At 66.4% G+C, this 24253-nt stretch carries 24 protein-coding genes and 1 tRNA gene; 15 read left to right on the plus strand and 10 right to left on the minus strand.

Annotated elements, in window-relative coordinates; translation table 11 throughout:
• Positions 1 to 6 precede the first annotated feature (6 nt).
• Both CLM73_RS10565 and CLM73_RS10570 read right to left on the minus strand, forming a co-directional pair.
• On the minus strand, positions 7 to 429 hold the full coding sequence (locus CLM73_RS10565; protein ID WP_105238389.1) for a type II toxin-antitoxin system VapC family toxin: 423 nt from the start codon (positions 427 to 429) through the stop codon (positions 7 to 9).
• Complete coding sequence (locus CLM73_RS10570) at positions 426 to 683, minus strand: FitA-like ribbon-helix-helix domain-containing protein (RefSeq protein ID WP_105238390.1); 258 nt, start codon at positions 681 to 683, stop codon at positions 426 to 428. Before CLM73_RS10570 ends, CLM73_RS10565 begins: the two co-directional genes overlap by 4 nt.
• Before the next feature lie 408 nt (positions 684 to 1091).
• On the opposite strand from CLM73_RS10570, the gene CLM73_RS10575 reads away from it, so the two are divergent.
• On the plus strand, positions 1092 to 1790 hold the full coding sequence (locus CLM73_RS10575; protein WP_105238391.1) for a metallophosphoesterase: 699 nt from the start codon (positions 1092 to 1094) through the stop codon (positions 1788 to 1790).
• A gap of 143 nt (positions 1791 to 1933) precedes the next feature.
• On the opposite strand, the gene CLM73_RS10580 is transcribed toward CLM73_RS10575, so the two are convergent.
• The 5 genes from CLM73_RS10580 to CLM73_RS10600 form a co-directional block, all read right to left on the minus strand.
• A tRNA-Ala gene (locus CLM73_RS10580) sits at positions 1934 to 2009 on the minus strand.
• A gap of 70 nt (positions 2010 to 2079) precedes the next feature.
• Entirely contained in the window at positions 2080 to 2862 is a 783-nt protein-coding gene (xth, locus tag CLM73_RS10585) for an exodeoxyribonuclease III (protein ID WP_105238392.1), read from the minus strand.
• Between the two features lie 245 nt (positions 2863 to 3107).
• Entirely contained in the window at positions 3108 to 3329 is a 222-nt protein-coding gene (locus CLM73_RS10590; RefSeq protein ID WP_105238393.1) for a hypothetical protein, read from the minus strand.
• Between the two features lie 87 nt (positions 3330 to 3416).
• Positions 3417 to 4199, minus strand: a complete 783-nt coding sequence (locus CLM73_RS10595; RefSeq protein ID WP_105238394.1) for a 3-oxoacyl-ACP reductase — start codon at positions 4197 to 4199, stop codon at positions 3417 to 3419.
• Between the two features lie 18 nt (positions 4200 to 4217).
• Positions 4218 to 5021 carry a FadR/GntR family transcriptional regulator gene (locus CLM73_RS10600; protein WP_105238395.1) on the minus strand — a complete coding sequence of 268 codons (804 nt, stop codon included), beginning with the start codon at positions 5019 to 5021 and terminating at the stop codon, positions 4218 to 4220.
• 291 nt (positions 5022 to 5312) lie between these two features.
• On the opposite strand from CLM73_RS10600, the gene CLM73_RS10605 reads away from it, so the two are divergent.
• Both CLM73_RS10605 and CLM73_RS10610 read left to right on the plus strand, forming a co-directional pair.
• On the plus strand, positions 5313 to 6749 hold the full coding sequence (locus CLM73_RS10605; protein ID WP_199778324.1) for an aldehyde dehydrogenase family protein: 1437 nt from the start codon (positions 5313 to 5315) through the stop codon (positions 6747 to 6749).
• Positions 6750 to 6875: 126 nt separating this feature from the next.
• The gene (locus tag CLM73_RS10610; RefSeq protein WP_105238397.1) at positions 6876 to 7580 is read left to right on the plus strand and encodes a riboflavin synthase subunit alpha; all 705 of its coding nucleotides are present in this window, start codon (positions 6876 to 6878) and stop codon (positions 7578 to 7580) included.
• A gap of 69 nt (positions 7581 to 7649) precedes the next feature.
• Here the strand turns inward: CLM73_RS10610 and CLM73_RS10615 are convergent, their stop codons facing one another.
• Positions 7650 to 9146, minus strand: coding sequence for a M81 family metallopeptidase (locus CLM73_RS10615; RefSeq protein ID WP_105238398.1), 1497 nt, complete (start codon positions 9144 to 9146; stop codon positions 7650 to 7652).
• 306 nt (positions 9147 to 9452) lie between these two features.
• On the opposite strand from CLM73_RS10615, the gene CLM73_RS10620 reads away from it, so the two are divergent.
• From CLM73_RS10620 to CLM73_RS10670, 11 genes are all read left to right on the plus strand, one after another.
• The gene (locus tag CLM73_RS10620) at positions 9453 to 10886 is read left to right on the plus strand and encodes an amidase (RefSeq protein WP_105238399.1); all 1434 of its coding nucleotides are present in this window, start codon (positions 9453 to 9455) and stop codon (positions 10884 to 10886) included.
• 59 nt (positions 10887 to 10945) lie between these two features.
• On the plus strand, positions 10946 to 12529 hold the full coding sequence (locus CLM73_RS10625; protein WP_105238400.1) for an ABC transporter substrate-binding protein: 1584 nt from the start codon (positions 10946 to 10948) through the stop codon (positions 12527 to 12529).
• 18 nt (positions 12530 to 12547) lie between these two features.
• Entirely contained in the window at positions 12548 to 13489 is a 942-nt protein-coding gene (locus CLM73_RS10630; protein WP_105238401.1) for an ABC transporter permease, read from the plus strand.
• Between the two features lie 8 nt (positions 13490 to 13497).
• The gene (locus tag CLM73_RS10635) at positions 13498 to 14361 is read left to right on the plus strand and encodes an ABC transporter permease (protein ID WP_105238402.1); all 864 of its coding nucleotides are present in this window, start codon (positions 13498 to 13500) and stop codon (positions 14359 to 14361) included.
• 5 nt (positions 14362 to 14366) lie between these two features.
• Positions 14367 to 16019: an ABC transporter ATP-binding protein gene (locus CLM73_RS10640; protein ID WP_105238403.1), complete on the plus strand. Its 1653-nt coding sequence runs from the start codon at positions 14367 to 14369 to the stop codon at positions 16017 to 16019.
• A gap of 12 nt (positions 16020 to 16031) precedes the next feature.
• On the plus strand, positions 16032 to 16958 hold the full coding sequence (locus CLM73_RS10645; RefSeq protein WP_105238404.1) for a 2-hydroxyacid dehydrogenase: 927 nt from the start codon (positions 16032 to 16034) through the stop codon (positions 16956 to 16958).
• Between the two features lie 46 nt (positions 16959 to 17004).
• Positions 17005 to 17985: an alpha/beta hydrolase fold domain-containing protein gene (locus tag CLM73_RS10650; RefSeq protein ID WP_105238405.1), complete on the plus strand. Its 981-nt coding sequence runs from the start codon at positions 17005 to 17007 to the stop codon at positions 17983 to 17985.
• A 10-nt stretch (positions 17986 to 17995) separates the two neighbouring features.
• Positions 17996 to 18634, plus strand: a complete 639-nt coding sequence (locus CLM73_RS10655; protein ID WP_105238406.1) for an FMN-binding negative transcriptional regulator — start codon at positions 17996 to 17998, stop codon at positions 18632 to 18634.
• A gap of 20 nt (positions 18635 to 18654) precedes the next feature.
• Positions 18655 to 19395 carry a class II aldolase/adducin family protein gene (locus CLM73_RS10660; protein ID WP_105238407.1) on the plus strand — a complete coding sequence of 247 codons (741 nt, stop codon included), beginning with the start codon at positions 18655 to 18657 and terminating at the stop codon, positions 19393 to 19395.
• A complete protein-coding gene (locus tag CLM73_RS10665) occupies positions 19392 to 20594 on the plus strand; it encodes a pyridoxal-phosphate-dependent aminotransferase family protein (protein ID WP_234015849.1) in 1203 nt (400 codons plus the stop codon). Before CLM73_RS10660 ends, CLM73_RS10665 begins: the two co-directional genes overlap by 4 nt.
• A 67-nt stretch (positions 20595 to 20661) precedes the next feature.
• On the plus strand, positions 20662 to 22233 hold the full coding sequence (locus CLM73_RS10670; RefSeq protein ID WP_158685850.1) for an ABC transporter substrate-binding protein: 1572 nt from the start codon (positions 20662 to 20664) through the stop codon (positions 22231 to 22233).
• Positions 22234 to 22249: 16 nt separating this feature from the next.
• Here CLM73_RS10670 and CLM73_RS10675 read toward each other — a convergent pair whose 3' ends face one another.
• Positions 22250 to 23041, minus strand: a complete 792-nt coding sequence (locus tag CLM73_RS10675) for an IclR family transcriptional regulator (RefSeq protein WP_105238409.1) — start codon at positions 23039 to 23041, stop codon at positions 22250 to 22252.
• Between the two features lie 183 nt (positions 23042 to 23224).
• On the opposite strand from CLM73_RS10675, the gene speG reads away from it, so the two are divergent.
• A complete protein-coding gene (gene speG / locus CLM73_RS10680; RefSeq protein ID WP_056570007.1) occupies positions 23225 to 23809 on the plus strand; it encodes a spermidine N1-acetyltransferase in 585 nt (194 codons plus the stop codon).
• Between the two features lie 108 nt (positions 23810 to 23917).
• Here speG and CLM73_RS10685 read toward each other — a convergent pair whose 3' ends face one another.
• Entirely contained in the window at positions 23918 to 24235 is a 318-nt protein-coding gene (locus CLM73_RS10685; RefSeq protein ID WP_105238410.1) for an NIPSNAP family protein, read from the minus strand.
• Positions 24236 to 24253: the final 18 nt, after the last annotated feature.

A 24253-nucleotide genomic window follows, 5' to 3' on the forward strand; every position in this document is an offset into this window, starting at 1 on the left:
TTAGTCTTAAACGTCGTTCCAAGGATTGATGACAGCGACGTCAGCGGCCTTGAAGGGGGCCGTATCGCGGCTGGCGACAATCATGCCGCGCGTTGCGGCCGTTGCCGCGATGTAGCCGTCGGCTGCGCTGATGGCTTTACCCGCTTTGCGCGCCTTTGCCATTAAAAGGGAATATGCGCCCGAAGCCTCCAGGTCGAACGGCAGGATGCGCCCGAAGAATGCCGGCAGCAATTCTTTTTCCAAGAGTCGGCAAAAGTGATCGTGTCGCTTGCTTGACGGCATGACCGCCAACCCAAGTCGCAGTTCCGCGATGGTGATGGCCGATATGAAAAGTGTCTCGGCGTTCTGGGCATCTATCCACTGCATCACTTGCGCGGAGGGTTGTGGCTTCCAGGCTTCCGAAATGACGTTGGTATCAAGAACGATCATTCAAAATCCATCGGTTTGGCAGGTCGCTTGTCGCGGACCCCGTTGATGGATTCAACCTCTGTTTCGGTCAGGGGACCGGCTTTGTGGGCGAAGGACGCTAATAGAGAGCCAATCTTGAGGCGGCCCTCGGGGCGTGCTGCTTGTTCGAGAATGGCGCGAACTTCTGCTTCGGTGCTTCGGCCATGCTTGGCCGCGCGCGCACGCAGCGCGCGGTGCACTTCGTCGGAAATATTGCGGACGGTGATCGAGGCCATGATGTGGAACCTCTCGGCGTGAATTGATGTCATTTTATTGATTTGATATCACCGTCACAAGTTTGTCTGTCCGGAAACGGGGTGGGTCTGTCGCGGATGCCAAGGTGGATACAAGTATTGATGAGATTCAGCGCCGGCGCGCGGAGGTCGCGGGTTGGAGATGCGGCGCGCGGCGCTGCCGCTGAATATGCCTCGATTGTGTGCTCTGTCTAAGAAGCGCGCTACACCACGGCTTGAAAAATCAGACGAAGCGACAGAAAAGGCGGTGTCTCATGGCGATAGCGTGCTGAAGACGGTGCGAAGGGGGAGCCAGGCGGAACTCCCGGCTTAAACTCGCAGATTGTCCGAAATTTGCCTACAAATTTCGGACAGCCCTCAATGTAGGAAGGATGATTCGGGGGACACTGCATGGAATCAGCCCAGAGGTCCGGAAATCTGCGTGTAGCGCGCTTTGGTTTGAATACCAAAGGCCGCGATCTTGCCGTCGGCGACATTCATGGACATTTCGGCCGGCTTGAAGCCGCACTTGCCGCAGCCAGGTTTTCCCCCGAGCATGACCGCTTGTTCTCCGTCGGCGATCTTGTCGATCGCGGGCCAGAGTCCGCCGAGGTTCTGGCCTGGCTAGAGCGCCCCTGGTTTCACGCGATCTGTGGGAATCACGACCTCATGACGTGGCGGCGTGCCATGAACAATCCGATTCCCGACGTGGATCATCGCGTCCATGGCGGCGAATGGCTGGATGCGTGCGATCGCGGCACCCAGGCGCGCATTGCTGCCCGCCTGAATGGCTTGCCGTTGGCGATCGAGGTGGAAACGCCGGACGGTGTCGTCGGTCTGGTGCATGCCGACTTTCCCTATGACGATTGGCAAGCCATTCATGGCGCCGGCTTCAGCCCGGAGGATGAAGACGCGTGCCTGTGGTCCATCGACCGCTATCGAATGCAATATGCCAAGCCTGTCCGAAACGTCCGTGCGGTGGTCCACGGACACATGACGCTGCGCAAGCCGGCGCAACTCGGCAATGTGTATTACATCGACACGGGGGGATGGCAGGACGGCGGCAAGTTCACGCTGCTGGATCTGCACACGTTAAAGCCTTGCCGCTGAAACGGCTGAGCACCGCCCCGCCTGCCGTTCAAATATTGCCATTCGACAGGCGGGTCGTAGTCATCCTGCCCGCAGTCATCCAGCCCGCAGAAACAAAAAAGCCTTGGCACACAAAAGTGTCCAAGGCTTTTTCGTCTGGAATTTGGTGGAGCGGAGGAGGATCGAACTCCCGACCTTCGCATTGCGAACGCGACGCTCTCCCAGCTGAGCTACCGCCCCAAATCAAGCAAGACCAGAAATATACAGGAATTGGGCCCGGCTGCGCAACATACCCCGGCGCGAATTCCGTTCAAGCAAATTGAAGCGTGGCAATGACGGGCGCGTGGTCCGAGGGTTGCTCGTTGCGGCGGGGTTCCTTGTCGATGACGCAGGCGGTGCAGCGCTTGACCAGGGGGGCGGACAGCAGCACGTGGTCGATGCGCAGGCCGGCGTTGCGGCGGAAGGCGAACTGGCGGTAATCCCACCAGCTGAAGGACTTTTCCGGCTGCTCGAACAGGCGGAACGAGTCGGTCAGGCCCAGGTCGATCAGTGAGCGCAGCGCCTGGCGTTCGGGTTCGGACACCAGCACCTGGCCTTCCCACTTTTCGGGGTTGTGCACGTCTTCGTCGGCGGGCGCGACGTTGTAGTCGCCCAGCACCGCAAGACGGGGGTATTGCTTGATCTCGTCGGCCAGCCATTTGTGCATGGCCTCGAACCATTCCAGCTTGTACGCGTACTTGTCGGACCCGACCGACTGGCCATTGGGGCAATAGGCGCACACGACGCGCACGTCGCCTTCGGGGCTGGGGAAGGTCAGGGCCAGGACGCGCTGCTGCGGGTCTTCATAGCCGGGGATGTTGCGCACCATCGTCGTGCCGGGCACGCGCGAGATGATGGCGACGCCGTTGTAGGTCTTCTGGCCGGCCCAGACGGCGTGGTAGCCGGCTTCCTTGAATGCCGCCTCGGGGAACTTGTCGTCGGTGAGCTTGAGCTCCTGGATGCACAGCACGTCGACGGGATTGGCGGCGAGCCAGTCGAGGACCTGTTGCAGGCGCACGTTCAGGGAGTTGACGTTCCAGGTGGCGAGTTTCATGTTTTTCAGATGTTTTGATTACGCAGCGCTCGGGGCATCGCGTCGGTGTGACGGGCCGACGGCTTTAAATCCGGCTTCAATGGCGTCGTTAAAGCAAGCACAATTCGGGGTGACAGGGCCGCCCGTGCAGATGCCGAATGATACCGCGCCGGCAGCACGCAATCTTCTTCGCGTCCGGCGCACATTGGGTGTCTGACACCCACAAACAAAAACCCCGATTCATGCGAATCGGGGTTTTTCTTCTGCTACTCGCTGATGTGATTGAATTCGACCGATCCCGGCTCGATTCCGCCGCGCCGCAGCCGGCCGTCGACATCCTCCGGATTCCCGCCCGCCGCGTCCGCTGCCGGCAAGTCCAGCCAATTCGCCAGTTCCTGTTTCGCCTGCTGGCTGTCGGATATCCCGCCATTCACCAGCGCCACGCCGTCGCTGCCGTCGAGCTTTCGATAACTGATCTGCGTCTTCATCTTGCCTCCTGGGTTGCGGTGGATATGCCGGTCCACCGTAACACACGACGCGTCGGCGTCATCCGGGGAGCAACCCGGATGCGGCGGTCAGCCCTTGACCAAGCCGCCGTCGACGATCAGGTTCTGCCCGGTCACCGCGCGCGACCAGGGGCTGGCGAAGAACAGGACCGCATCGGCGAATTGTTCCGGCGTGGTGACTTCGCGCAGCGGGGTGCCGGCGGCGATCATGTCGAAGACGGCGTCGGGGGTGGCGGCCGAGGCGTCGGTAGTGCGCAGCAGGCCGCCGGACACCATGTTGACGGTGATGCCGTCCGCGCCCAGCTCGTGGGACAGGGTGCGGGTGAAGGCCAGCAATGCGGCCTTGGCGGCGGTGTAGTCGTGGTACGGCACGACCGGGTTCTGGACCAGGTTGGTGCCGACGTTGATGATGCGGCCGCCGCCCGCGGCGCGCATGCCGGGCAGGGCGGCCTGCGTGGTGTTCAGGGCGGCGCGCACGCTGCCTTCGATCTGGGCGTTCATCTGCGCCCAGTCCAGCGTGTCGGCGTGGGGGCGGGCGTCGCCGTTGAACTGGAAGGCGGGCAGGGCGTTGTTGACGATCGTGCTGACCGGCTGGCCGAAGTGCTGGCTGGCCCGGGCGACCAGGGCGGCGACGGCGGCGGGGTCGCGCACGTCGGCCTGCACGGCCAGGGCGCGGTCCGGGGCAGTTGCTGCAAGGGCTTGCGCGCGGTCCGCGCTGTTCAGGTAGTTGATGACGACCTTGGCGCCTTCACGCAGAAAGGCCTGCGCGATGGCGGCGCCCAGGCCGCGGCTGGCGCCGGTGACGATGACGAGTTGCTGGTTCAGGTTCAGTTGCGGGCGTTGCGATGACATAAAGGTACGGCTTCCTGCTCAGTGTTCCGAGCCGCTGTTGAGCATGCGGCTGCGGGCTTTTTCGATATGGGCGCGCATGACGTTGCGCGCGCCCTCGGCATCCTGATCGCGGATCAGTTGATAGATGTGGCGGTGTTCGTCGATGGCGGCGCGCGTGCGCTTCCAGGGTTCGATGTGGACCAGGTGGCGCATGACGTTCACGGCGTGGCTCACGTCGTATTCCAGCGACTTGAGCACCTGCACGAAGCGCTGGTTGCCCGTGGCGGTGGCAATGGCGCGGTGAAAACCGTAGTCGTGATGGTGGGCGATGGCGCCCGATGCGTCGGCTTCTTCGTAGCCGGTCAGCATGCGGTCCATTTCCTGCAGGTCTTCCGGCGTGCGGCGCAGCGCGGCCAGATGCGCGCATTCGGGCTCGATCACCATGCGCAGTTCCAGGCCTTCCAGGATGTGGCCGACGCGGCGCGCGGGGTCAACCGCGGGCATGCCGCCCATCAGGTCCGGCTTGGACTTCACGTAGGTGCCGGACCCGCGGATCGAGTCCACGAGCTGGTCTTCCCGCAGCCGGTCCAGCGCCTGGCGCACGACGGGACGCGACACTTCAAAGAGGGCGGCCAGTTCCAGTTCGGTCGGCAGCTTGTTGCCGGGGGCGATCTTGCCGGTGGCGATCGCGTAGAACAGGCTTTCGTAGACGCGCTCGGCAAAACGCTCGGCGCGGACGTAGCCCAGGCCGGACGCCACCTCGGCCAGCACGTCCAGTTCGGGACGGGGGCGGGTGGCCGCGGCCAGCAGCGATTCAAGCTGCGGGTCACGTACGTTGCTCATCGGGCGCTCCTTCAAGTAGGGACGGGTTGTCATGCGGCATGACTAACCCGCGGGACGCTAAGCCCCTGAAATATTAGGGATAACCCGATCATCCAGAAAAATATCCTGAACCTTGGGATTAAAGCTGTCATTCCAATTGACAAGTTGCGAGCGGCTCCCGTACCTTGCCATTCAAACCACAACGCCCGCGCGCACGACGCGCCGGCGGCGTAGCCGGCCCAGCCGCCGGCAAGCGCACCGAGACATGCAGCTTCCCCCAACCGGCCGTTCGGCCGCTACTTTACTCCGCACATCGTGACTCAGAAGAACTTTATCGCCAACCAATGGGTGGCCGCGGCCACCGGTGAAACCATTCCCGTCCTGAACCCGTCCGATGGCAAGCCTTTCGAGGAACTGGCCCGCTCGAACGAGGCCGACGTGGACCGTGCCGTGCAGGCCGCGCGCCAGGCGTTCGAGGGCGAGTGGGGCCAGATGGCGCCCGCCGTCCGCAGCCGCTTGCTGATGAAGATTGCCTTCGCGCTGCTGGACCGCCAGGAGGAACTGGCGCAGCTGGAATCGGCCGACACGGGCAAGCCCATCAAGCAGGCGCGCGCCGATGCCGCCGCCGTGGCGCGCTATTTCGAGTTCTATGCCGGCGCGGTCGACAAGCTGCACGGCGAGACCATTCCCTACACGCCGGGCTTCACCGTGCTGACCGTGCGCGAGCCCCACGGCGTCACCGGCCACATCGTGCCGTGGAACTACCCCCTGCAGATCTTCGGCCGCAGCGTCGGCGCGGCGCTGGCCGCGGGCAATGCCTGCGTGGTCAAGCCCGCTGAAGACGCCTGCCTGTCGCTCTTGAAGCTGGCCGAGATCGCCGCGGAAGTCGGCCTGCCCGCCGGCGCGCTGAACATCGTCACGGGCTACGGCCATGAGGCGGGCGCCGCGCTGTCCGCGCACCCGGGCATCGACCACATCTCGTTCACGGGCTCGCCGCAGACCGGCAAGATGGTGGCGCATGCCGCCGCCGAGAACCACGTGCCCGTCACGCTGGAACTGGGCGGCAAGTCGCCGCAGATCGTGTTTGACGACGCCGACCTGGACGCCGCGATGCCGGTGCTGCTGGGCGCCATCATCCAGAACGCCGGCCAGACGTGCTCGGCCGGCAGCCGCGTGCTGATCCAGCGCGGCGTGTACGAAACGGTGCTCAAGCGCCTGTCGGAAGCTTTCTCCGCCACGGTGACCGGCCCGGCCGCGGCCGACCTGGACGTGGGTCCGCTGATCAACGCGCGCCAGCAGGACCGCGTGCGCGGTTTCCTGGCCGAAGCCGAGGCGCAAGGCATGAAGGTCGCCGCGCGCGGCAAGCTGAAGGACGGCACGCCGGAGGCCGGCTTCTATCAGCCGCCCGTCCTGTTCCGCGACGTGCCGCCCGACAGCCGCCTGGCGCAGGAAGAAGTCTTCGGCCCGGTGCTGGCCGCCATGGTGTTCGATACCGAGGAAGAAGCGCTGGAAATCGCCAACGGCACGCTGTATGGCCTGGTGGCGGGCGTGTGGACCCGCGACGGCGGCCGTCAGATGCGTCTGGCCCGCAAGCTGCGCGCCGGCCAGGTGTTCGTCAACAACTACGGCGCGGGCGGCGGCGTGGAACTGCCGTTCGGCGGTTCGCGCCAGTCGGGCTACGGCCGCGAGAAGGGCTTTGAGGCGCTGTACGGCTTTACCAGCCTGAAGACCATCGCGATCCGCCACTGATCCCGCGTGCGGGGGAAGCGTCCGCACAACGACCCGGACAGCGGCCCCTGGCAAGGACCCGGACAAAATATCGGTTAACGTTGATGTTTTGCTTCCGGGGCCTGCCGCCCCGCATTCAGGATCCGTATGTTCACCGGTATTGTTCAAGGCACCGCGAAGATCGCCAAGATCGCGGATCGCGAAGGCCTGCGCACCTTCACGCTGGATTTCCCCCCTGGTTTCTGCACTGATCTGGCCATCGGCGCCAGCGTGTCGACGGACGGCGTCTGCCTGACCGTCACGGAGATTCTGTCCGAAAACCAGGCCACGTTCGACGTCATGCTGCAAAGCCTGGCGATCACCACGCTGGGCAGCTACGGCGAGGGCGACAGCGCAAATGTGGAGCGCGCGGCCAAGGATGGCGCCGAGATCGGCGGCCATCCGTTGTCGGGTCACGTGGACTTCACGTCGCAGGTGCTGATGGTGAAGTCCTCGGACACCAACCGCCTGATGCGCTTCAGCATCCCCGAGGACTTCCGCAAATACGTGTTCGCCAAGGGCTATATCGCCATCAATGGCGCCAGCCTGACCGTGTCGGAAGTGAACCGTGCCGAAGGCTGGTTCGAAGTCTGGCTGATCCCCGAGACGCGCCGCATGACGGTCTTCGAGGACAAGCAGGTGGGCGACGCGGTCAACATCGAGATCGAGCGCAGCACGCAGGTCATCGTGGACACCGTGCGCGAAACCGTGCAGGAAAGCCTGGGCAAGCTGCAACCGCTGCTGGAAGCGATCCTGAAGGAAAAGGGGCTGACGCTGGAAGACTTTGTCAGCCCGCAGGGCAAGCTGAAGTAGTACCTGATAGCGGCCGTTGCGGCCGCCGTCGTCAACAAGGCCGGCGCCGTTGCGCCGGCCTTGTCGTTTTCACGCCGCCGAGAACGGCCGCCCCTGCGGCCGCACCCGCATGCCGGGCGCCAGACGCGTCCACGGCAGATCCGCCGGATCGGCCTGCATCGGCCCGGGCGCCTTGGCCACCAGCACCTCGTGCGCGATGGGCTGGAAGTCGGCGCGGAAATGCACCGAGCTTTTCACCACCAGTATCGCCATCTCCTCGGGCTGCACGCCGCCGACGCGGAAGAGGTTGCGGTCCAGCATCTGCGCCTTGCCGGCGCTGACCACCACGCGCACGCCGCCGATCCGCAGCGTGGCCGTCCCGCCCAGGTCGACGTCCATGCCGTTCATCATCGGCCCGTCAAAGCGCAGCTTGCCGTCCGATAAGGCCTCGACCACGAACTGCCCTTCAAAGGCCGCATCGCCCGCCACGCCCGATTGCCCGCCCAGCTTGATCGCAACCGTCGCGCCGACGCCAGCCTCTGTCGCCTGACGCACCACCTCGGGGTCGTACAACAAGCCCAGCGCCGCGTTCTGCGCGTCCGCTGCCACCAGCGCGCGCAGCATGCCGGTGGTGTTGGCGTCGCCGCCCGCGCCGGGGTTGTCCTGCGTGTCCGCGATGACTACAGGCCGCGTCGCGCCCGCAGCCAGGGACTGCGCACGGCGCACGGCGTCGGCCGGTTCTAGAAAGTCGGGCGACCACTCGGGTTCCAGTTCCAGCACGCGCGCATACAGCGATTCCGTGATCTGCTCGACCGCGGCGGCGTCCGTGCCGTAAGCCCACACCACCGGCCCGCATTCCGGGAAATCCGCCGCCGGAAAGCCGGGCGCAAACGACACGGAAGTGACGCCAGGCGTCTGCTCCAGTTCGCCCAGCAGCGCGTACACGCCCTGCGAGGGTTCGAGCATCGTGCACATGCCGTTGATGGGAATCAGGAAGGGCAGGCGGCGTTCGCTGCGGGTCCACTTGCCGCCGGCCTGAATGCGCGCCATGAGCAGCCGCGCGGCCAGCACGCCGGTGTCGGCCATGTCCACGTGCGGATAGGTGCGAAACGCCACCAGGCCGTCCGCGCTTTGCAGCATCTGCGCGGTGACATTCGCGTGCAGGTCCAGGCTGGCGACCACCGGCACGGCCGGTCCCACGATCTCGCGCACGCGGGCAAGCAGTTCGCCTTCGCCGTCGTCCAGATGTTCCGTGACCATCGCGCCGTGCAGGTCCAGGTAGACGGCGTCAAAGCCGCCCGCCCGCACCGCGTCCAGGATCTCGCCGGCGATGCGCTCGTAGGCATCGCGCGTCACGTGGGCCGACGGGCTCGCGCCTGCCCAGATCACCGTCTGCACGGTGTGGCCTTCGGCGGCCACCGCGTTGATGAAGCCGCCGGCCGGGATGTTGACCTCGCGCAGCGCCAGCATGTCCGCGCCCCGCACCATCGCGGGAAAGCCTTCGCCGCGCACGAAGTTGTCGTAGCCCGCCTTGGAGGGCGCGAAGGTGTTGGTCTCGTGCTGGAAGCCAGCAACCAGGATGTGCATGAGCGTTTTTCCTTGCCGATGTGGGGGAGGGGAATTCAGGCGTGCGGAAATTATTGGGGGCGGCGCCGCGATCGGCAATACCGCTGTCCGCACCAGAACGCGCCAGCGCTTCGACACGCCCGCCATCGCGGGAAATCCCTGATGAATCGCGCGTTGCGTGCCCCGAAGTTGCTCGCTTAGAATATTTTTATGAACTACATCGGTATTGCTAAACAATACTTGAAAAGTAGGCGGCAAAGCAGGGCATCGAATCGGATGCGGGCTATCGCGCCGGCCACCCAGGCGCATCAAGGTTGCAGGGAAGTCATGCGGACAGACGAGTACGAAGGGCAGGACGGATTAACGTTGGCGGGGCTGGTGGCACGCGGACAGGTGACGCCGGCCGAGCTGATGGAATGCGCGTTGCAGTTGGCCGAAACGCGCGGCGCGCCATTGAACGCGCTGACCTACGTGCAGCCTGAAACGGGCCGCAAACTGGCGGGCGACTGGACCGAGCGCGGCCTGTTTCGCGGCATTCCCTTCCTGCTCAAGGATTCGGGCCTGCCGAGCGTGCGCTTTCCGTCGAGCCTGGGTTCGGCACTGTTCGACGACACCGAATACGCATTCGACGCGACGCTGGCCCAGCGCTTCGAAGCGCTGGGACTGATTCCCTTTGCGCGCAGCACCGTGTCGGAGCTGTGCATGGGGCCGTCCACCGAGGCGCGCCGCAACGGCGGCGCCACGTTGAACCCGCGCGCGCTGGACCGGTCGGTCGGCGGTTCCAGCGGCGGCGCGGCGTCGGCGGTGGCGGCCGGCATCGTGCCGGTGGCCCATGGCAGCGACGGCGGCGGGTCGATCCGCATTCCGGCCGCCTGCTGCGGCGTGTTTGGCTTGAAGCCCAGCCGCGGCCGCGTGCCGATGGGTCCGGCGCGTGGCGAAGGGTGGGGCGGCATGGCCTGCGAAGGCGTGCTGACGCGCAGCGTGCGCGATACCGCGGCGGCGATGGACGGGATCAGTGGATATGCCCCGGGCTCGCCCTATGCCGCGCCGCCCGCGCCCGGTTCGTATCTGGATTCGGTGCGCGAGCAGCGCCGCGAGCCCCTGCGCATCGCCGTATGGCGCCAGGCCTGGAACGGCATCCCCATCGCGCCGGAATGCCTGGCTGCGGTGGAACGCACGGCCCGCCTGTGCCGGGAACTGGGGCACGAGGTCGTCGACGCACCGTTGCCCGATCTGGACTACTCGGGATTCGTCCGCGCCCATGGCACGGTGCTGGCCACCAACATCGTGCTGGCCGTGCAGGCGCGGCTGGCGATCCGCGGCCGCGAGCTGCGCGACGACGATCTGGAACCGGTCATCCGCGATGGCCTGTCGGTGGGGCGCGAACTGACTTCCATGCAATACGTGGATTCGATCAACCGCTTTCACGCGATTGGCCGCGCCATCGAATCGGCCATGACGGGGTTCGACCTGGTATTGACGCCGACGCTGGCGCAACTGCCCGCCAAGCTGGGCGATCTGGCGCTGGAAGGCGAATTCTGGGCGTTCCGCGAAAAGGTGTCGCGCTATGCGACCTTCCTGGCGGTGATCAACGCCTCGGGCCAGCCGGCGGCCAGCCTGCCGCTGGACTGGACGGATTCGGGCGTGCCGGTGGCCAGCCAGCTTATCGGGCACTTCGGGCGCGAGGACCAGATCCTGCGCCTGGCGGCCGAGCTGGAACGGGCCGCGCCCTGGACGGGGCGGCAGATCCTGCTGCCCTGATCCGCACCAAGGCCCGCCGGCACGCCGCCGGCGCAGGACCAAACCATAAAGGGGAAGTAATGAAGCGATCGTTTCTGTTTTCCGCAGCAATGTTTTTGGCCGCAGCCGCGCCGCTGGCCGCCGTGCCTGCCGCCAGCCAGGCCCAGACCACCGCCAAGTTCGTGATGCACGCGCCGCTGCGCGTGCTGGACCCGATCCTGACGTCGGCCTACGTCACGCGCAATCACGGCTATCTGGTGTACGACACGTTGTTCTCGATGGACGCGTCGGGACGTCCGCAGCCGCAGATGGTGGAGTCGTGGACGGTGTCCGAAGACGGCATGAACTACGTCTTCAAGTTGCGTCCTGGGCTGGTGTTCCATGACGGCGCGCCGGTCACGGCCGAAGACGTGGTCGCGTCCCTGCAGCGCTGGCAGGCGGGCGACGCAACCATCGGCAATCGCTTAAAGAACGCCACCGCCGAACTGGCTGCGACGGGCGCCGATACCTTCACGCTCAAGCTCAAGGCGCCCTACGGGTTGGTGCTGGAATCGCTGGCCAAGGAAAGCTCCCCGGTGCCCTTCATCATGCCCAAGCGCATCGCGTCCGTGCCGGCCTCGCAGGCGATCAGCGAGACGATCGGGTCCGGCCCCTACAAGTTTGTCCAGGCCGATTTCCAGGCCGGTGTCAAAGCCACCTACGTGAAGTTCGACGGCTACGTGCCGCGCAAGGAGCCGGCCAGCGCGTTCGCGGGCGGCAAGGTCGTCACGGTAGACCGGCTGGAACTCTTGAACATCCCCGACAGCCAGACCGCGGTGAACGCGCTGCGCAACGGCGAGATCGACTTCCTGGAGGACGTGCCGCCCGACCTGATGCCGCAGCTGAAGGACGCCAAGGGCATCGCGCTGAAGTCCTACGGCAAGAACTCCAATATGTTCACGTTGCGGATGAACTGGCTGCAGGCGCCGTTCAACAACGTGAAGGTGCGGCGCGCGGCGCTGGCCGCTCTGAACGAAACCGATTACCTGGACGCGCAGATCGGCGATCCGGACGTCTACCAGGTGTGCGGCGCGGTGCTGACCTGCGTGTCGCCCTACGCATCCGAGGCAGGCGCCACGCAGATCAAGGCGCCCGATCTGGCAAACGCCCGCAAGCTGCTGAAGGAAAGCGGTTACGCCGGCGAAAAGGTGGTGGTGCTGCATCCGACCGATCTGCCCATCTTCGCCAACATCGCGCCGGTCACGGCACAGGCGCTGCGCAGCATCGGCATGAACGTCGAGATCCAGTCGATGGACTGGGCCACGCTGCTCAGCCGCCGCAGCAAGAAAGAGGGCGTGGAACAGGGCGGCTGGAGCATCTTCCAGTCCAACATGTCCAGCCTGGACCTGATCTCGGCGGTGGGCAATCCCAATCTGGACGGACGCGCGGATTCCACCTACCCCGGCTGGACGCACGACGCCGTCATGGACGAACTGCGCAGCCGCTTCGCCGCCGCCCGCACCGAGGACGAGCGCCGCGAACTGGCCCTGGCCATTCAGCGCCGCAACTATGAACAGGTGATGTACGTGCCGCTGGGCGGGTACTCGAAGTTCAAGGGCTACAACGCGAAGTTCGCGGACATGGTCGATGCGCCCATTCCGCTCTTCTGGACCTCGCCCAAGTAGCGGGAAGGGATTTCCATCATGCTCAATCTGATCTTCAAGCGCGTGCTGGCCGCCATCCCCGTGATGCTGGTGGTGGCCACCGTGGTGTTCCTGCTGCTGCGGCTGGCGCCGGGCGACCCCGCCCGCGTCATTGCCGGCGACATGGCCAGCGAGGAAGCGGTGGCGCAGGTCCGCGCCGACATGGGCCTGGACCGCCCGCTGCCCACGCAATACGCCCTGGCGATGGGCGCGCTGCTCCAGGGTGATCTGGGCTCCTCGATCATTTCGAAGGACCCGGTGACCACGCTGATCGGCCAGCGGCTGGGACCGACGATGGCGCTGGCCATCTGCGCGATCCTGCTCACCATCTTTGCCGCGATTCCGCTGGGCGTGTTTTCGGCGTGGTGGCACAAGGGGCTGTTCGACCGCGTGACGCTGGCGGTCACGGTGCTGGCGTTTTCGGTGCCTGCGTTCGTGGTGGGCTATCTGCTGATCCTGGCGTTCTCGGTGAAGCTGAACTGGTTTCCGGTGCAGGGCTACGCGGGGCTGGCGGCGGGGTTCGGGACGTTTCTGTACCACATGGCGCTGCCCACCATCACGCTGGCAACCGTGTTCGTGGCGCTGATTACCCGCATCACGCGCGGCAGCATGCTGGAAGTGCTGGGCGAAGACTTCGTGCGCACGGCACGCGCCAAGGGCGTGCCCGAACGCTACGTGCTGTACCGCCACGCCTTGCGCAACGCCGCAGTGCCCATCGTCACCGTCATCGGGCTTGCGCTCACCACGCTGATCAGCGGGGTGGTCGTCACCGAGACCATTTTCAACATCCCGGGCGTGGGACGCCTGATCGTGGACGCCGTGCTGGCGCGCGACTATCCGGTGGTGCAGGGCACGATCCTGTTCTTCTCGTTCGTGTATGTCTTCATCAACCTGGCGATCGACCTGCTGTATGTCGTGCTCGATCCGCGCATCCGCTATTGAGGCCGGACATGACCACAACTGCTCTGGATCGTCCCCGTTCCTTCTGGCCCGCGCTGACGCGCGATCCCATGATGTTCACCGGCCTCGCCCTGCTGGCGGCGCTGGTGGGGCTGGCCATGCTGGCGCCGCTGATCACCTGGCATGACCCCGCCGCGCTGGCGCCCCGCATGCGGCTCAAGCCGGTCAGCGCCGAATACTGGCTGGGCACCGATTCGCTGGGCCGCGACCTGTTTTCGCGCGTGCTGTACGGCGGGCGGCTGTCGATCACGCTGGCGGCGCTGGTCAGCGTGATCTCGGTGTGCGCCGGGCTGCTGCTGGGCCTGTTGGCGGGCTACTTCCGCCAGCTGGACGCGGTGGTGATGCGCATCATCGACGGCATCATGGCTATCCCCGGCCTGCTGCTCGCCATCGCCATGGTGGCGCTGGGCGGCGCGACCATTCCCACGATGGTGACGGCCATCGCCATCCCCGAGATTCCGCGGGTGGCGCGGCTGGTGCGCAGCGTGGTGCTGTCGGTGCGCGAGGAGCCTTACGTCGAGGCGTCCCTCGGCATGGGCACCGCGACCTGGCGCGTGCTGTGGCGCCACGTCCTGCCCAGCACGATCAACCCGCTGGTGGTGCAGGCCACGTTCATCTGTGCCTCGGCCATCCTGATCGAAGCCGTGCTGGGCTTTCTGGGTCTGGGCTTTCCGCCCGAGATCCCCAGCCTGGGCAGCATCATTTCCGAGGGCCGCCCGTTCTTCCAGCGCGCGCCATGGATCGTCCTGTTTCCGGGCGTCTTCCTGGCGCTGCTGATTCTGTCCGTGAACCTGTTCGGCGACGCGCTGCGCGATCGCCTGGACCCGCGCATGGCGCGCCAACGCAAGGGTTGAAGCCGATGTCCTCTCATCCCATTCTGGAAATCCGCGACCTGAAAGTCAGCCTGCCCGGCGCCGGCGACCGGCGTTATGCCGCCGAAGGTATCGCGCTGACCGTCAGCCCGCGCGAAATCGTGTGCATCGTCGGCGAATCCGGCTCGGGCAAGTCGGTCACGGCCAGCGCCGTGATGGGTCTGTTGCCCAAGAACGTGCTCAAGCTCGAAAGCGGGCAGATCCTGCTGTCGGGCCGCGACATCACGCATGCGTCCCTGGCCGAACTGCGCGCGCTGCGCGGCGACCGCATGGCCATGATCTTTCAGGAGCCCATGACGGCCCTGAACCCGCTGATGCAGGTGGGCGATCAGATCGCCGAGATCTTCCAGTTCCACGGCCCGTCGCTGTCGCGCCGCGAGGTCGACCAGCGCGTGCTGGCGCTGCTGACCGACATGCGGCTGCCGTCCCCCGAAACCCTGCGCCACGCTTTTCCGCACCAGTTGTCGGGCGGGCAGCGCCAGCGCGTGATGATCGCGATGGCGCTGGCGCTGGAGCCGGCGCTGATCATCGCCGACGAGCCGACCACCGCGCTGGACGTGACCTCGCAGGCCCAGGTGCTGCGCCTCTTGCACGGCCTGCGCGAGCGCCACGACACCGGCATTCTGTTCATCACGCACGACTTCGACGTGGTGGCCGAGATTGCCGACCGGGTGATCGTGATGCAGCACGGCCGCATCGTGGAGGCCGGCGCCGCCGCCGACGTGCTGGCCAACCCGCAGCATCCCTACACCCGCAAGCTGATCGACGCGGTGCCCAAGGGCAAGTTCGGCGCCGGTGCGCCACTGGCCGAGGGCGACCCTGTCATCTCGGTCGAGAACCTGGGCATGCGCTTCGTCACGTCCAGCCTGTTCCGGTCCAAGCGGCGCGAGGTCAATGCGCTGGACGGCGTGTCGCTGTCGCTGGCGCGCGGCGAAACGCTGGGCATCGTCGGCGAGTCCGGCTCGGGCAAGACGACGCTGGGCCGCTGCCTGGCGCACTTCGCGCGCCCCACGTCCGGCCGCATCGTCATGAACGGCGAGGACGTGTCGAACCTGTCGCGCGCGGCGTGGCGGCAGTGGTGCAAGCGCATCCAGATGGTGTTCCAGGATCCGTACCGGTCCTTCAACCCGCGCCTGACCATCGAGGCCACGCTGTCCGAGGGGCCGCTGAACTACGGCGAAGACCCGGCCCGCGTGCAGGCGCGGATGCGCGACATGCTGGTGCTGGTCAGCATCGATGCCAGCGCGCTCAAGCGCTATCCGCATGAATTTTCGGGCGGACAGCGCCAGCGGATTTCGATCGCGCGGGCGCTGATGATGGAGCCGGAGATCCTGATCGCGGACGAGGCGGTGTCGGCGCTGGACGTGTCGGTGCAGGCGCAGATCCTGGATCTGCTGGAGCGCATTCGCGCGCAGCTGAACCTGAGCATGATCTTCATCACCCACGACCTGCGCGTGGCCGCCCGGCTGTGCCATCGCATCGCCGTGATGCAGCGCGGCCGCGTCATGGAGATCGGCCCCGCCGAGCAGATCTTCACGCGGCCAGGCAGCACCTACACCCAGGAATTGCTGGCCGCCATTCCCGGCAAGGACGGATTGGGCAGCCGGCCCGCCGCCGGCCTGGCGTTGGCCGGCGCTTGAAGGAAACCCCCGATGACACGCGTTGCCTTGTTGAGCCGATCGGCCAATCTTTCCTACTTTCAACCGTTGTTGCAGGGGCTGGCGCCCGAGCTGGACGTCGCCGTGTGGCCTGACCCGCGCAGCCTGCACGCCGACGTGGCGGTCTGCTGGAATCCGCCCGTGGGCGTGTATGACGACATGCCAAACCTGAAGCTGATCCACAGCATTGCCGCTGGCGTAGACAACCTGCTGGACGGTCAGCGCACGCGCGGGCTGCCGGTCTGCCGTGTGGTTGATCCGCAATTGGCGCAAGGGATGCTGCAGTACGTGCTGTGGTGCGTGCTGACGTTTCACCGCAAGCTGGACCTGGCGCTGTCCAACCAGCGCGCCGCGCGCTGGAGCCGGCCGCCGCAGATGCCGGCATCGCAATGCCGGATCGGCCTGATGGGCCTGGGCGAGCTGGGCGGCGCCATTGCCGCCGTGCTGCCCGGGATGGGCTATCCGGTCAACGGCTGGTCGCGCTCGCCGCGCGATATCGACGGCGTGCGCGTCTATGCCGGCGAAGCGGCCTTCGACGAATTCCTGGCCAACACCGACGTGCTGGTGTGCCTGGTGCCGCTGACCGACGCCACCCGCGGCATCCTGAACCGCCGCACGTTCGACGCCTTGCCGCAAGGCGCGGCGGTGGTCAATTGCGGCCGGGGCGAACACCTGGTCGCGGCCGACCTGATCGACGCCCTGGAACGCGGACAGCTGCGCGGGGCCGTCCTTGACGTCTTCGCGCAGGAACCGCTGGATGCGGCCGATCCGTTGTGGTCGACGCCCGGCGTGATCGTCACCCCACACATGGCGACGATGCCGTCGCCCGGCACCGTGGCCGAGCAGGTCGTGGCCAACATCCGCCGGCTGGGGCAGGGCGAGTCCCTGGCCCATACCGTGGACCTGTCGCGCGGCTACTGACGCCGATACCCCGCTTTCCGATTGCCAACCCAAGACGAGACATTCCATGCATTTCGAAGATCCCGCGTTCACCATTCCGACCGGCACGCCTGCGCCTCTGGACCCGCAGATCGCCGAATTCCTGCGGCGCATGGCGGCCGACGCGTCGCAGTATCCGCGCCGCGATACCCTGTCCATCGAACAGGGCCGCGCCAATGCCGAGAAGGTGCGCCTGCCGTGGGCCCAGGGCGGCCCGCAGATGGCGCGCACGGTGGAACATCAGGTGGCCACGCGCCACGGGGCCGTGCGCGTGCGGGTGTATTACCCCGCGCAGCGCCGGCTGCCGGGCGCCTTCATGTACATCCACGGCGGCGGCTTCGTGCTGTTCAGCATCGACACGCATGACCGCGTGATGCGCGAGTACGCCGAACGCGCCGGGGTCGTGGTCGTGGGCGTGGACTACACCCGCGCGCCCGAAGCCAAGTTCCCGCAGCCGCTGGAAGAGTGCGTGGACGTGCTGCGCTGGGTTGCCGCGTCGGCGGGCGAGCTGGATATCGACGCCGGCCAGATCTTCGTGGGCGGCGATTCGGCCGGCGCCAACCTGTCCATGGGCACGGCGCTGACGCTGCGCGATGAAGGCGTGCCGCTCATCAAGGGCCTGGTGCTGAACTACGGCGGCTTCGGCAGCAACCTGTTCCGCAATTCCGTCGTGCGCTACGGCGCCGGCGAGTACGGCCTGTCGCTGCACATGATGATCTGGTTCCGCGGTATGCACATCCGCCACGGCAAGGACTTCTTCGATCCGCGCGTGGACATTCTGCGCGCCGACCTGAAAGGCCTGCCGCCGGCGTGGCTGGTGGTCACCGAATGCGATCCGCTGCATGACGACAGCATCGAACTGGAGCGCAAGCTGCGCGACGCCGGCGTGGACGTCGCATCCAAGGTCTACCCCGGCACCGCGCACAGCTTCCTGGAGGCCGTCTCGATTGCCGCCGTGGCGGGCGAGGCCTTCGACGACACGGCGCGCTGGCTGCACGCCAAGGCCTAGAGGGGACGCCATGTATACCCCGCCGGCCTATGCCGAAGCCGATATCGGCGTCCTGCACGCGTTCATGCGCGCGCACAGTTTCGCCACCCTGGTGACCGTGGGCGCGGCGGGCGCGAACGCCACGCACCTGCCGTTCCTGCTGCGCGAGGACGGCGGGCGCGGAACGCTGGTCACCCACCTGGCGCGCGCCAATCCGCAGTGGCGCGACCTGCAGGACGGCGCGCAGGCGCTGGTGTTGTTCCAGGGCCCGCACGCGTTCATTTCGCCAAGCTGGTACGTGAATCAGCAGACCTTCCCGACGTGGAACTACACCGCCGTCCATGCGCGCGGCACGCCGCGCCTGATCGAAGCGCCCGAGGCCATCCGCGCGGTGCTGACGGAGACGGTGGCGCGCTACGACACGCCGCTGGGCGGCGAGTGGCGCTTTCCGGACATGCCCGAAACCCTGACCGCGCCGCGCCTGAAGGCGATCGCGGCGCTGGAGATTCCGATTGCCGAGCTGGAAGGAAAGATGAAGCTGAACCAGGACAAGTCGGTGGCCGACCGGGTGGGCGTGATCCGCGAGCTGGAGCGGCGGGGCGACGCGGGGAGCCTGGCGATTGCCCAACTGATTCGCGCCCAGCCCGATCTGGCGGCAGACAACGCCTGAATCCAACCGGAGCCCTCATCATGCAAGAACCCACGGAAGCCCGCGTGCGCGACGAACTGGCGGCGCTGTACCGCCTTGTCGCGCACTTTCGCATGACCGATCTGATCGACACCCACATCAGCGCGCGGGTGCCGGGCACGAAGCACCATTTCCTCATCAACCGCTACGGCGTGCTGTTTCACGAAATGCGCCCGCAGGACCTGGTGAAGATCGACCTGGACGGCAATCCGGTCGATCCGGGCGATGCAGATAGTCAGCTGGTCAACGCGGCCGGCTTCACGATCCACTCGGCCGTGCATGCCGCGCGCCATGATCTGGCGTGCGTGGTGCATACGCATACCGCGGACGGCATCGCCGTGGCGTGCCAGCGCGATGGGTTGCTGCCGATCACGCAGCACGCGCTGCGCTTTTACAACCGGCTGGGCTATCACGACTACCAGGGCATCGCGCTGGACCTGGAAGAGCGCGAAAGCCTGGTCGCCAGCCTTGGCCGGCACAAGGCCATGATCCTGCGCAACCACGGCCTGCTCGCGGCCGGATCGTCGGTGGCGGAGGCCTTCGTCAACATCTATTACCTGGAGCGCGCCTGCCAGGCGCAGGTCAAGGCCCAATCGGCCGGCGCGCCGCTGGTATTCCCGTCGGAGGCGGTGTGCGAACGCACCGCGAGCCAGTTTGAACGGCCTACCGCCCCGATCTACACGCAGCGGGTATGGACCGCCGCGCGGCGCCTGCTGGAGCCGGACCTGGAGACAATCGAATGAAAGACAGCCTGACGACACCCCGCGCCGCATTGGCCGGCCCGCAGTTCCTGCACACGCCCGGCCCGACGCACGTGCCCGATGCGGTGCGCGAGGCCATGGGGCGCCAGTGCATGGATCTGTCCGATCCGCGGCTGGCCGAACTGATCGCGGATTGCGAGGCGGGCCTGGCGCGCTTGCTGGGCACCCGGCACGCGGACGTGCTGATGTACGCGGCCAACGGCCACGGCGCCTGGGAAGCCACCATCGCCAACCTGGTCGCGCCCGGCGCGCAGGTGCTGGTGGCGGGCAGCGGCCATTTCGCGGAAGCGTGGGCCGTGCATGCCGAGGCGATGGGCGCCACGGCCCTGCGCACGCCGACCCGTCCAGGACAGGCGCTGGATCCGGCCGCCATCGAAGCGGCGCTGCGCGCCGACACGGCGCACCGCATCGCCGCCGTCTTTGCCGTGCACACCGATACGGCCAGCGGCGTGACCAGCGATATCGCGGCCGTGCGCCGGGCGATGGACGCCAGCGGCCATCCGGCGCTGCTGGTGGCCGATGTGATCGCGTCCTTGGGCGCCACGCCGTTCCGCATGGACGAGTGGGGCGTCAACGTGGCGATCGGCGCGTCGCAGAAGGCGCTGATGGGGCCGCCGGGGTTGTCCTTCACCGCGGTGGACGCGCGCGCCATGCAGGCGGCGCAGGCCAATCCGACGCCGCGCGCCTATTGGGACTGGACCAAGCGCAAGAGCGATCTGCTCTACCGCAAGTTCTGCGGCACGCCGCCGCAGAGCCTGCTGGCGGGCATGCGCGCCGCGCTGGATCTGATTGCCGCCGAAGGCGAGGAGGCGGTGTTTGCCCGCCATCGGCGCGTGGCACACGCGGTGCATGCCGCGGTGAACGCGTGGTCGCGCGGCGGCGTGCTGAAGCTGTTCGTTGAAGACCCGGCCGCGCGCGCGGTGTCGGTCACCACCATCTCGGTGGCCGACGGCGTGGACATCGAGGCCATGCGAACCGTTGCGCGTGAACGCTTCCACGTCGCGGTGGCGGGTGGGCTGGGGCCGCTTGCCGGCCGCATGTTTCGCATCGGTCACCTGGGCGACGTGCATCCCGCCATGATCCTGGGCGCGCTGGGCGGCGTGGATGCCGCGCTGCGGGCGTGCGCGATTCCCGTGGGCGACGGGGCGCTGCAGGAGGCTGTGAAGGCGCTGCACGACTGAATCGGTTTTGCTGGCGCGGCCCGAACGCGGCCGCCATTTCTGCCGTACCTACGATAAGGACAAGACGATGAGACAACGTGGTTTTGCGGCGGCCGCCCTGGCCGTCCTCGCGGTGGCGGTTCCCCTTTGCCCGGCCCAGGCCGAGCCGGTCAATGCCAAGGTGGTCATGCACGCGCCGCTGCGTGTGCTGGACCCGGTGCTGACCAACGCGTACATCACGCGCAATCACGGCTACATGGTGTACGACACGCTGTTTTCGCTGGACGCGGCGTCACGCCCGCAGCCGCAGATGGTCGAATCGTGGACGGTGTCGCCGGACCAGCTGACGTACGTGTTCACGCTGCGGCCGGGCCTGAAGTTCCACGACGGCGCGCCGGTCACCGGCGAAGACGTGGTGGCGTCGCTCAAGCGCTGGGCGCAGCGCGATCCCATCGGTTCGCGCCTGTCAGCGATTACCGAAAGCATGGACAGCCCGTCGGCCAACACCTTCCGCATCGTGCTCACCAAGCCCTACGGACTGCTGCTGGATGCGCTGGCCAAGCCGGGCTCTCCGGTGCCGTTCATCATGCCCCGGCGCATCGCGGCGACGCCGCCGTCCGAAGCCATCAAGGAAACCGTCGGTTCCGGACCGTACAAGTTCGTGCAGGCCGAGTTCCAGGCGGGCGTGAAGGCCGCGTATGTGAAGAATGCGGACTACGTGCCGCGCAAGGAGCCCGCCAGTCGCTTCGCCGGCGGCAAGGTGGCCATGTTCGACCGGATCGACGTCGTCAACGTGCCGGACGCGCAAACCGCCGTCAATGCGTTGCGCCAGGGTGAAATCGACTTCGTCGAGAACGTGGCGCCCGACCTGCTGCCGCAACTGGACGGCGTGAAGAGCGTGACGGTGCAGAGCTATGGCGACGCGTCCGAGACCTACACGCTGCGCATGAACTGGAAGCAGCCGCCGCTGGACAACGTGAAGGTGCGCCGCGCCGTGCTGGCCGCGCTGTACCAGGCCGACTACCTGGATGCGTCGCTGGGCGATCCCGCCTATTACAAGCTGTGCGGCGCCATGCTGAGCTGCATCTCGGCCTATCAGACCGAAGCCGGCGCCACGCAGACCAAACCCGCCAATCTGGCGCAGGCGAGGGCGTTGCTCAAGGACAGCGGCTATGCCGGCGAGAAGATCGTGGTGCTGCATCCGACCGACGTGCGGAGCCTGTCCACGCTGGCGCCCGTCACCGCGCAGGCCCTGCGCAGCATCGGCATGAACGTGGAAGTGCAGTCGATGGACTGGGCCACGCTGCTGTCGCGGCGCAGCAAGGACGCGCCGCTGGCCGACGGCGGCTGGAGCATCTTCCATTCCAGCCTGACCAGCATGGACCTCTTGAACCCCATCGTGAACGCCAATCTGGATGGGCGTGGCGAGGGCGGTTATCCGGGCTGGACCAAGGACGACACCATCCAGCGTCTGCGCGCCGAGTTCGAGTCGGTGACCGGATTGGATGCGCAAAAGCGCGTGGCGGCCGAGATCCAGCAGCGCGCCTACGAGCAGGTGATGTTCGTGCCGTTGGGGGGCTATTCGGAGTTCAAGGCGTACGACAAGAAGTTCGACGGCATGGTGTCCGCGCCGTTGCCGTTGTTCTGGCGGGGAAAATAAGCGGTGGGGGCGGCGGTCAGGACAGCCCGACCTTGCCGCTCAGCCCCCGCGCCGCGGTCAGCAGCAGCGGGGAATAGCGCCGCGCGAATTCCGCCGGCGTAGCCCATTCGGACACCAGCCCCGCGATCTGGATGGCCGCCACCGGCCGGTGGCGATGATCCAGGATGGCGGCGGCCAGGTTGAGTTCGCCCAGCATGCTTTCCTCGATGGCGGTCGCATAGCCGTCCTGGCGTGCCTGCTGGACGAGGCCCCGGATGCGGTCCGGGTCATTGTTGGTTTTGGGCGTGGACGGAATGGTGGCAAGCGGCATGTCCTTGGAGCGCGCCAGGATGTCTTCGACTTCGTCTTCGGGCAGGTGGGACATGATGGCGCGGCCGCCGGCCGTCTGCACCATGGGCAGGGCGCGGCCGGCCAGCGTGCTGCTGAAGGTCTGGCGCTTGGTCTGCCGGCGCAGCGCAAAAATGATGTACAGGTCGTCGAACAGGCTCAGTTCCACGCGTTCGTTGGTTTCGCGCTGCATCTCGGCGATCAACGGCGTGGCGCGTTCAAGCAGGGGCACGCTACGCATGTAGTCGAAGCTGCGCTGCAGGATCTTCTTGCCGGGCGTATAGCCCTTGCCGCCGGCGCCGCGTTCCAGATACCCCAGCGTGACCAGCGTGTGCGTCATGCGCTGCGTGGTGCTGCGGTCAAAGCCCGTGATTTCCATGAGTTCGTTCATGCTCATGGTGGACGGGCGTTGGGCAAAGGCTTCCAGCAGTTCGAAGCCTTTGGCCAGGGATTGCACGAAGAGAGGGTCGGGACGGCTCATGGAATTCGCTGAAAAGTGGGCGGTGGGCGTCCGCGGCGGGCGGGTGATCAGGGATTTTATAAAGATTCCTAGGTATTTCCTAGAGATACTTGCGTGCTCGCAAACCGGCAGCCGCTTCGGCAAGGCAGGACCCGTGGGCTTGACATAGAATGGCCGCACATCAGCGGTCATTTCGAGGTACCTATGTCGGTCACATCCGATATCAAACTACGCCCGCTCGAACGCGGCGACCTGCACTTCGTGCACAAGATCAACAATAACGACGTCATCATGCGCTACTGGTTCGAAGAGCCCTACGAGGCCTACGACGAACTCGTGGCCCTGTACGACCGCCACCTGCACGACCAGAACGAGCGCCGCTTCATCATCGAGCACGACACCGGGCAGCCCGCCGGGTTGGTCGAGCTGGTGGAGATCGACTACATCCACCGCCGCGCCGAATTCCAGATCATCATCGCGCCCAGCTACCAGGGCCGCGGCTACGCCAAGGCCGCGACCCGCATTGCGGTGGGCTACGCGTTCCGCGTGCTGAACCTGCACAAGGTGTATCTGGTGGTGGATAAGGACAATACCGCGGCGGTGCACGTCTACGAGCGCTGCGGTTTCCAGATCGAAGGCCTGCTCAAGGAAGAGTTCTTTTCCAACGGCGCGTACCGCGATGCCTATCGGATGGCGCTGTTGCAGCACGACCATCTGCGCGACGTGGGACCGGGCGCGCCGGACGCGCCCGTGCTGCGGGACTGGCCGCAGGAAGACCAGGCGGGCTGACGCCGCCTGCAAAGACAAAGGCCGCGGCGTCACGCGCCGCGGCCTTCGCCGAACGAATACTGAACCATCGCGCCGCCCCACGCTTCACGCGCGGGGCGGCGTTTTACTTCAGGGCTTGAAGAACGCCGTCGGCGTCATCAGGCGGTTTTCCTGGCTGATCAGGTAGCCGGCCTCGGCGCTTTTGGTCAGATAGGTCGCCCAGGCCGGATCCTTCTGCAGCGCCTGGCGCTTGGCTTCGCGGTCGGCGGCGCTGTCATAGACCCAGATGTGCATGTAGGAATTGACGTTGCCCGTCTCGGTCTGCATATAGGCGAGCGGCTTGCCCAGATGGCGGCTCTGCACCTCGTAGCCGTGCTCGGCATACAGCGCCAGGTGCTTCTTGATGGTGCCGGCGCGGCAGGTGTAGGTACGTACGTCGTAAAGCATGATGAATCCTTGATGTCG

It is taken from the genome of Achromobacter spanius, assembly GCF_002966795.1.
GTDB lineage: Bacteria > Pseudomonadota > Gammaproteobacteria > Burkholderiales > Burkholderiaceae_B > Achromobacter > Achromobacter spanius_D.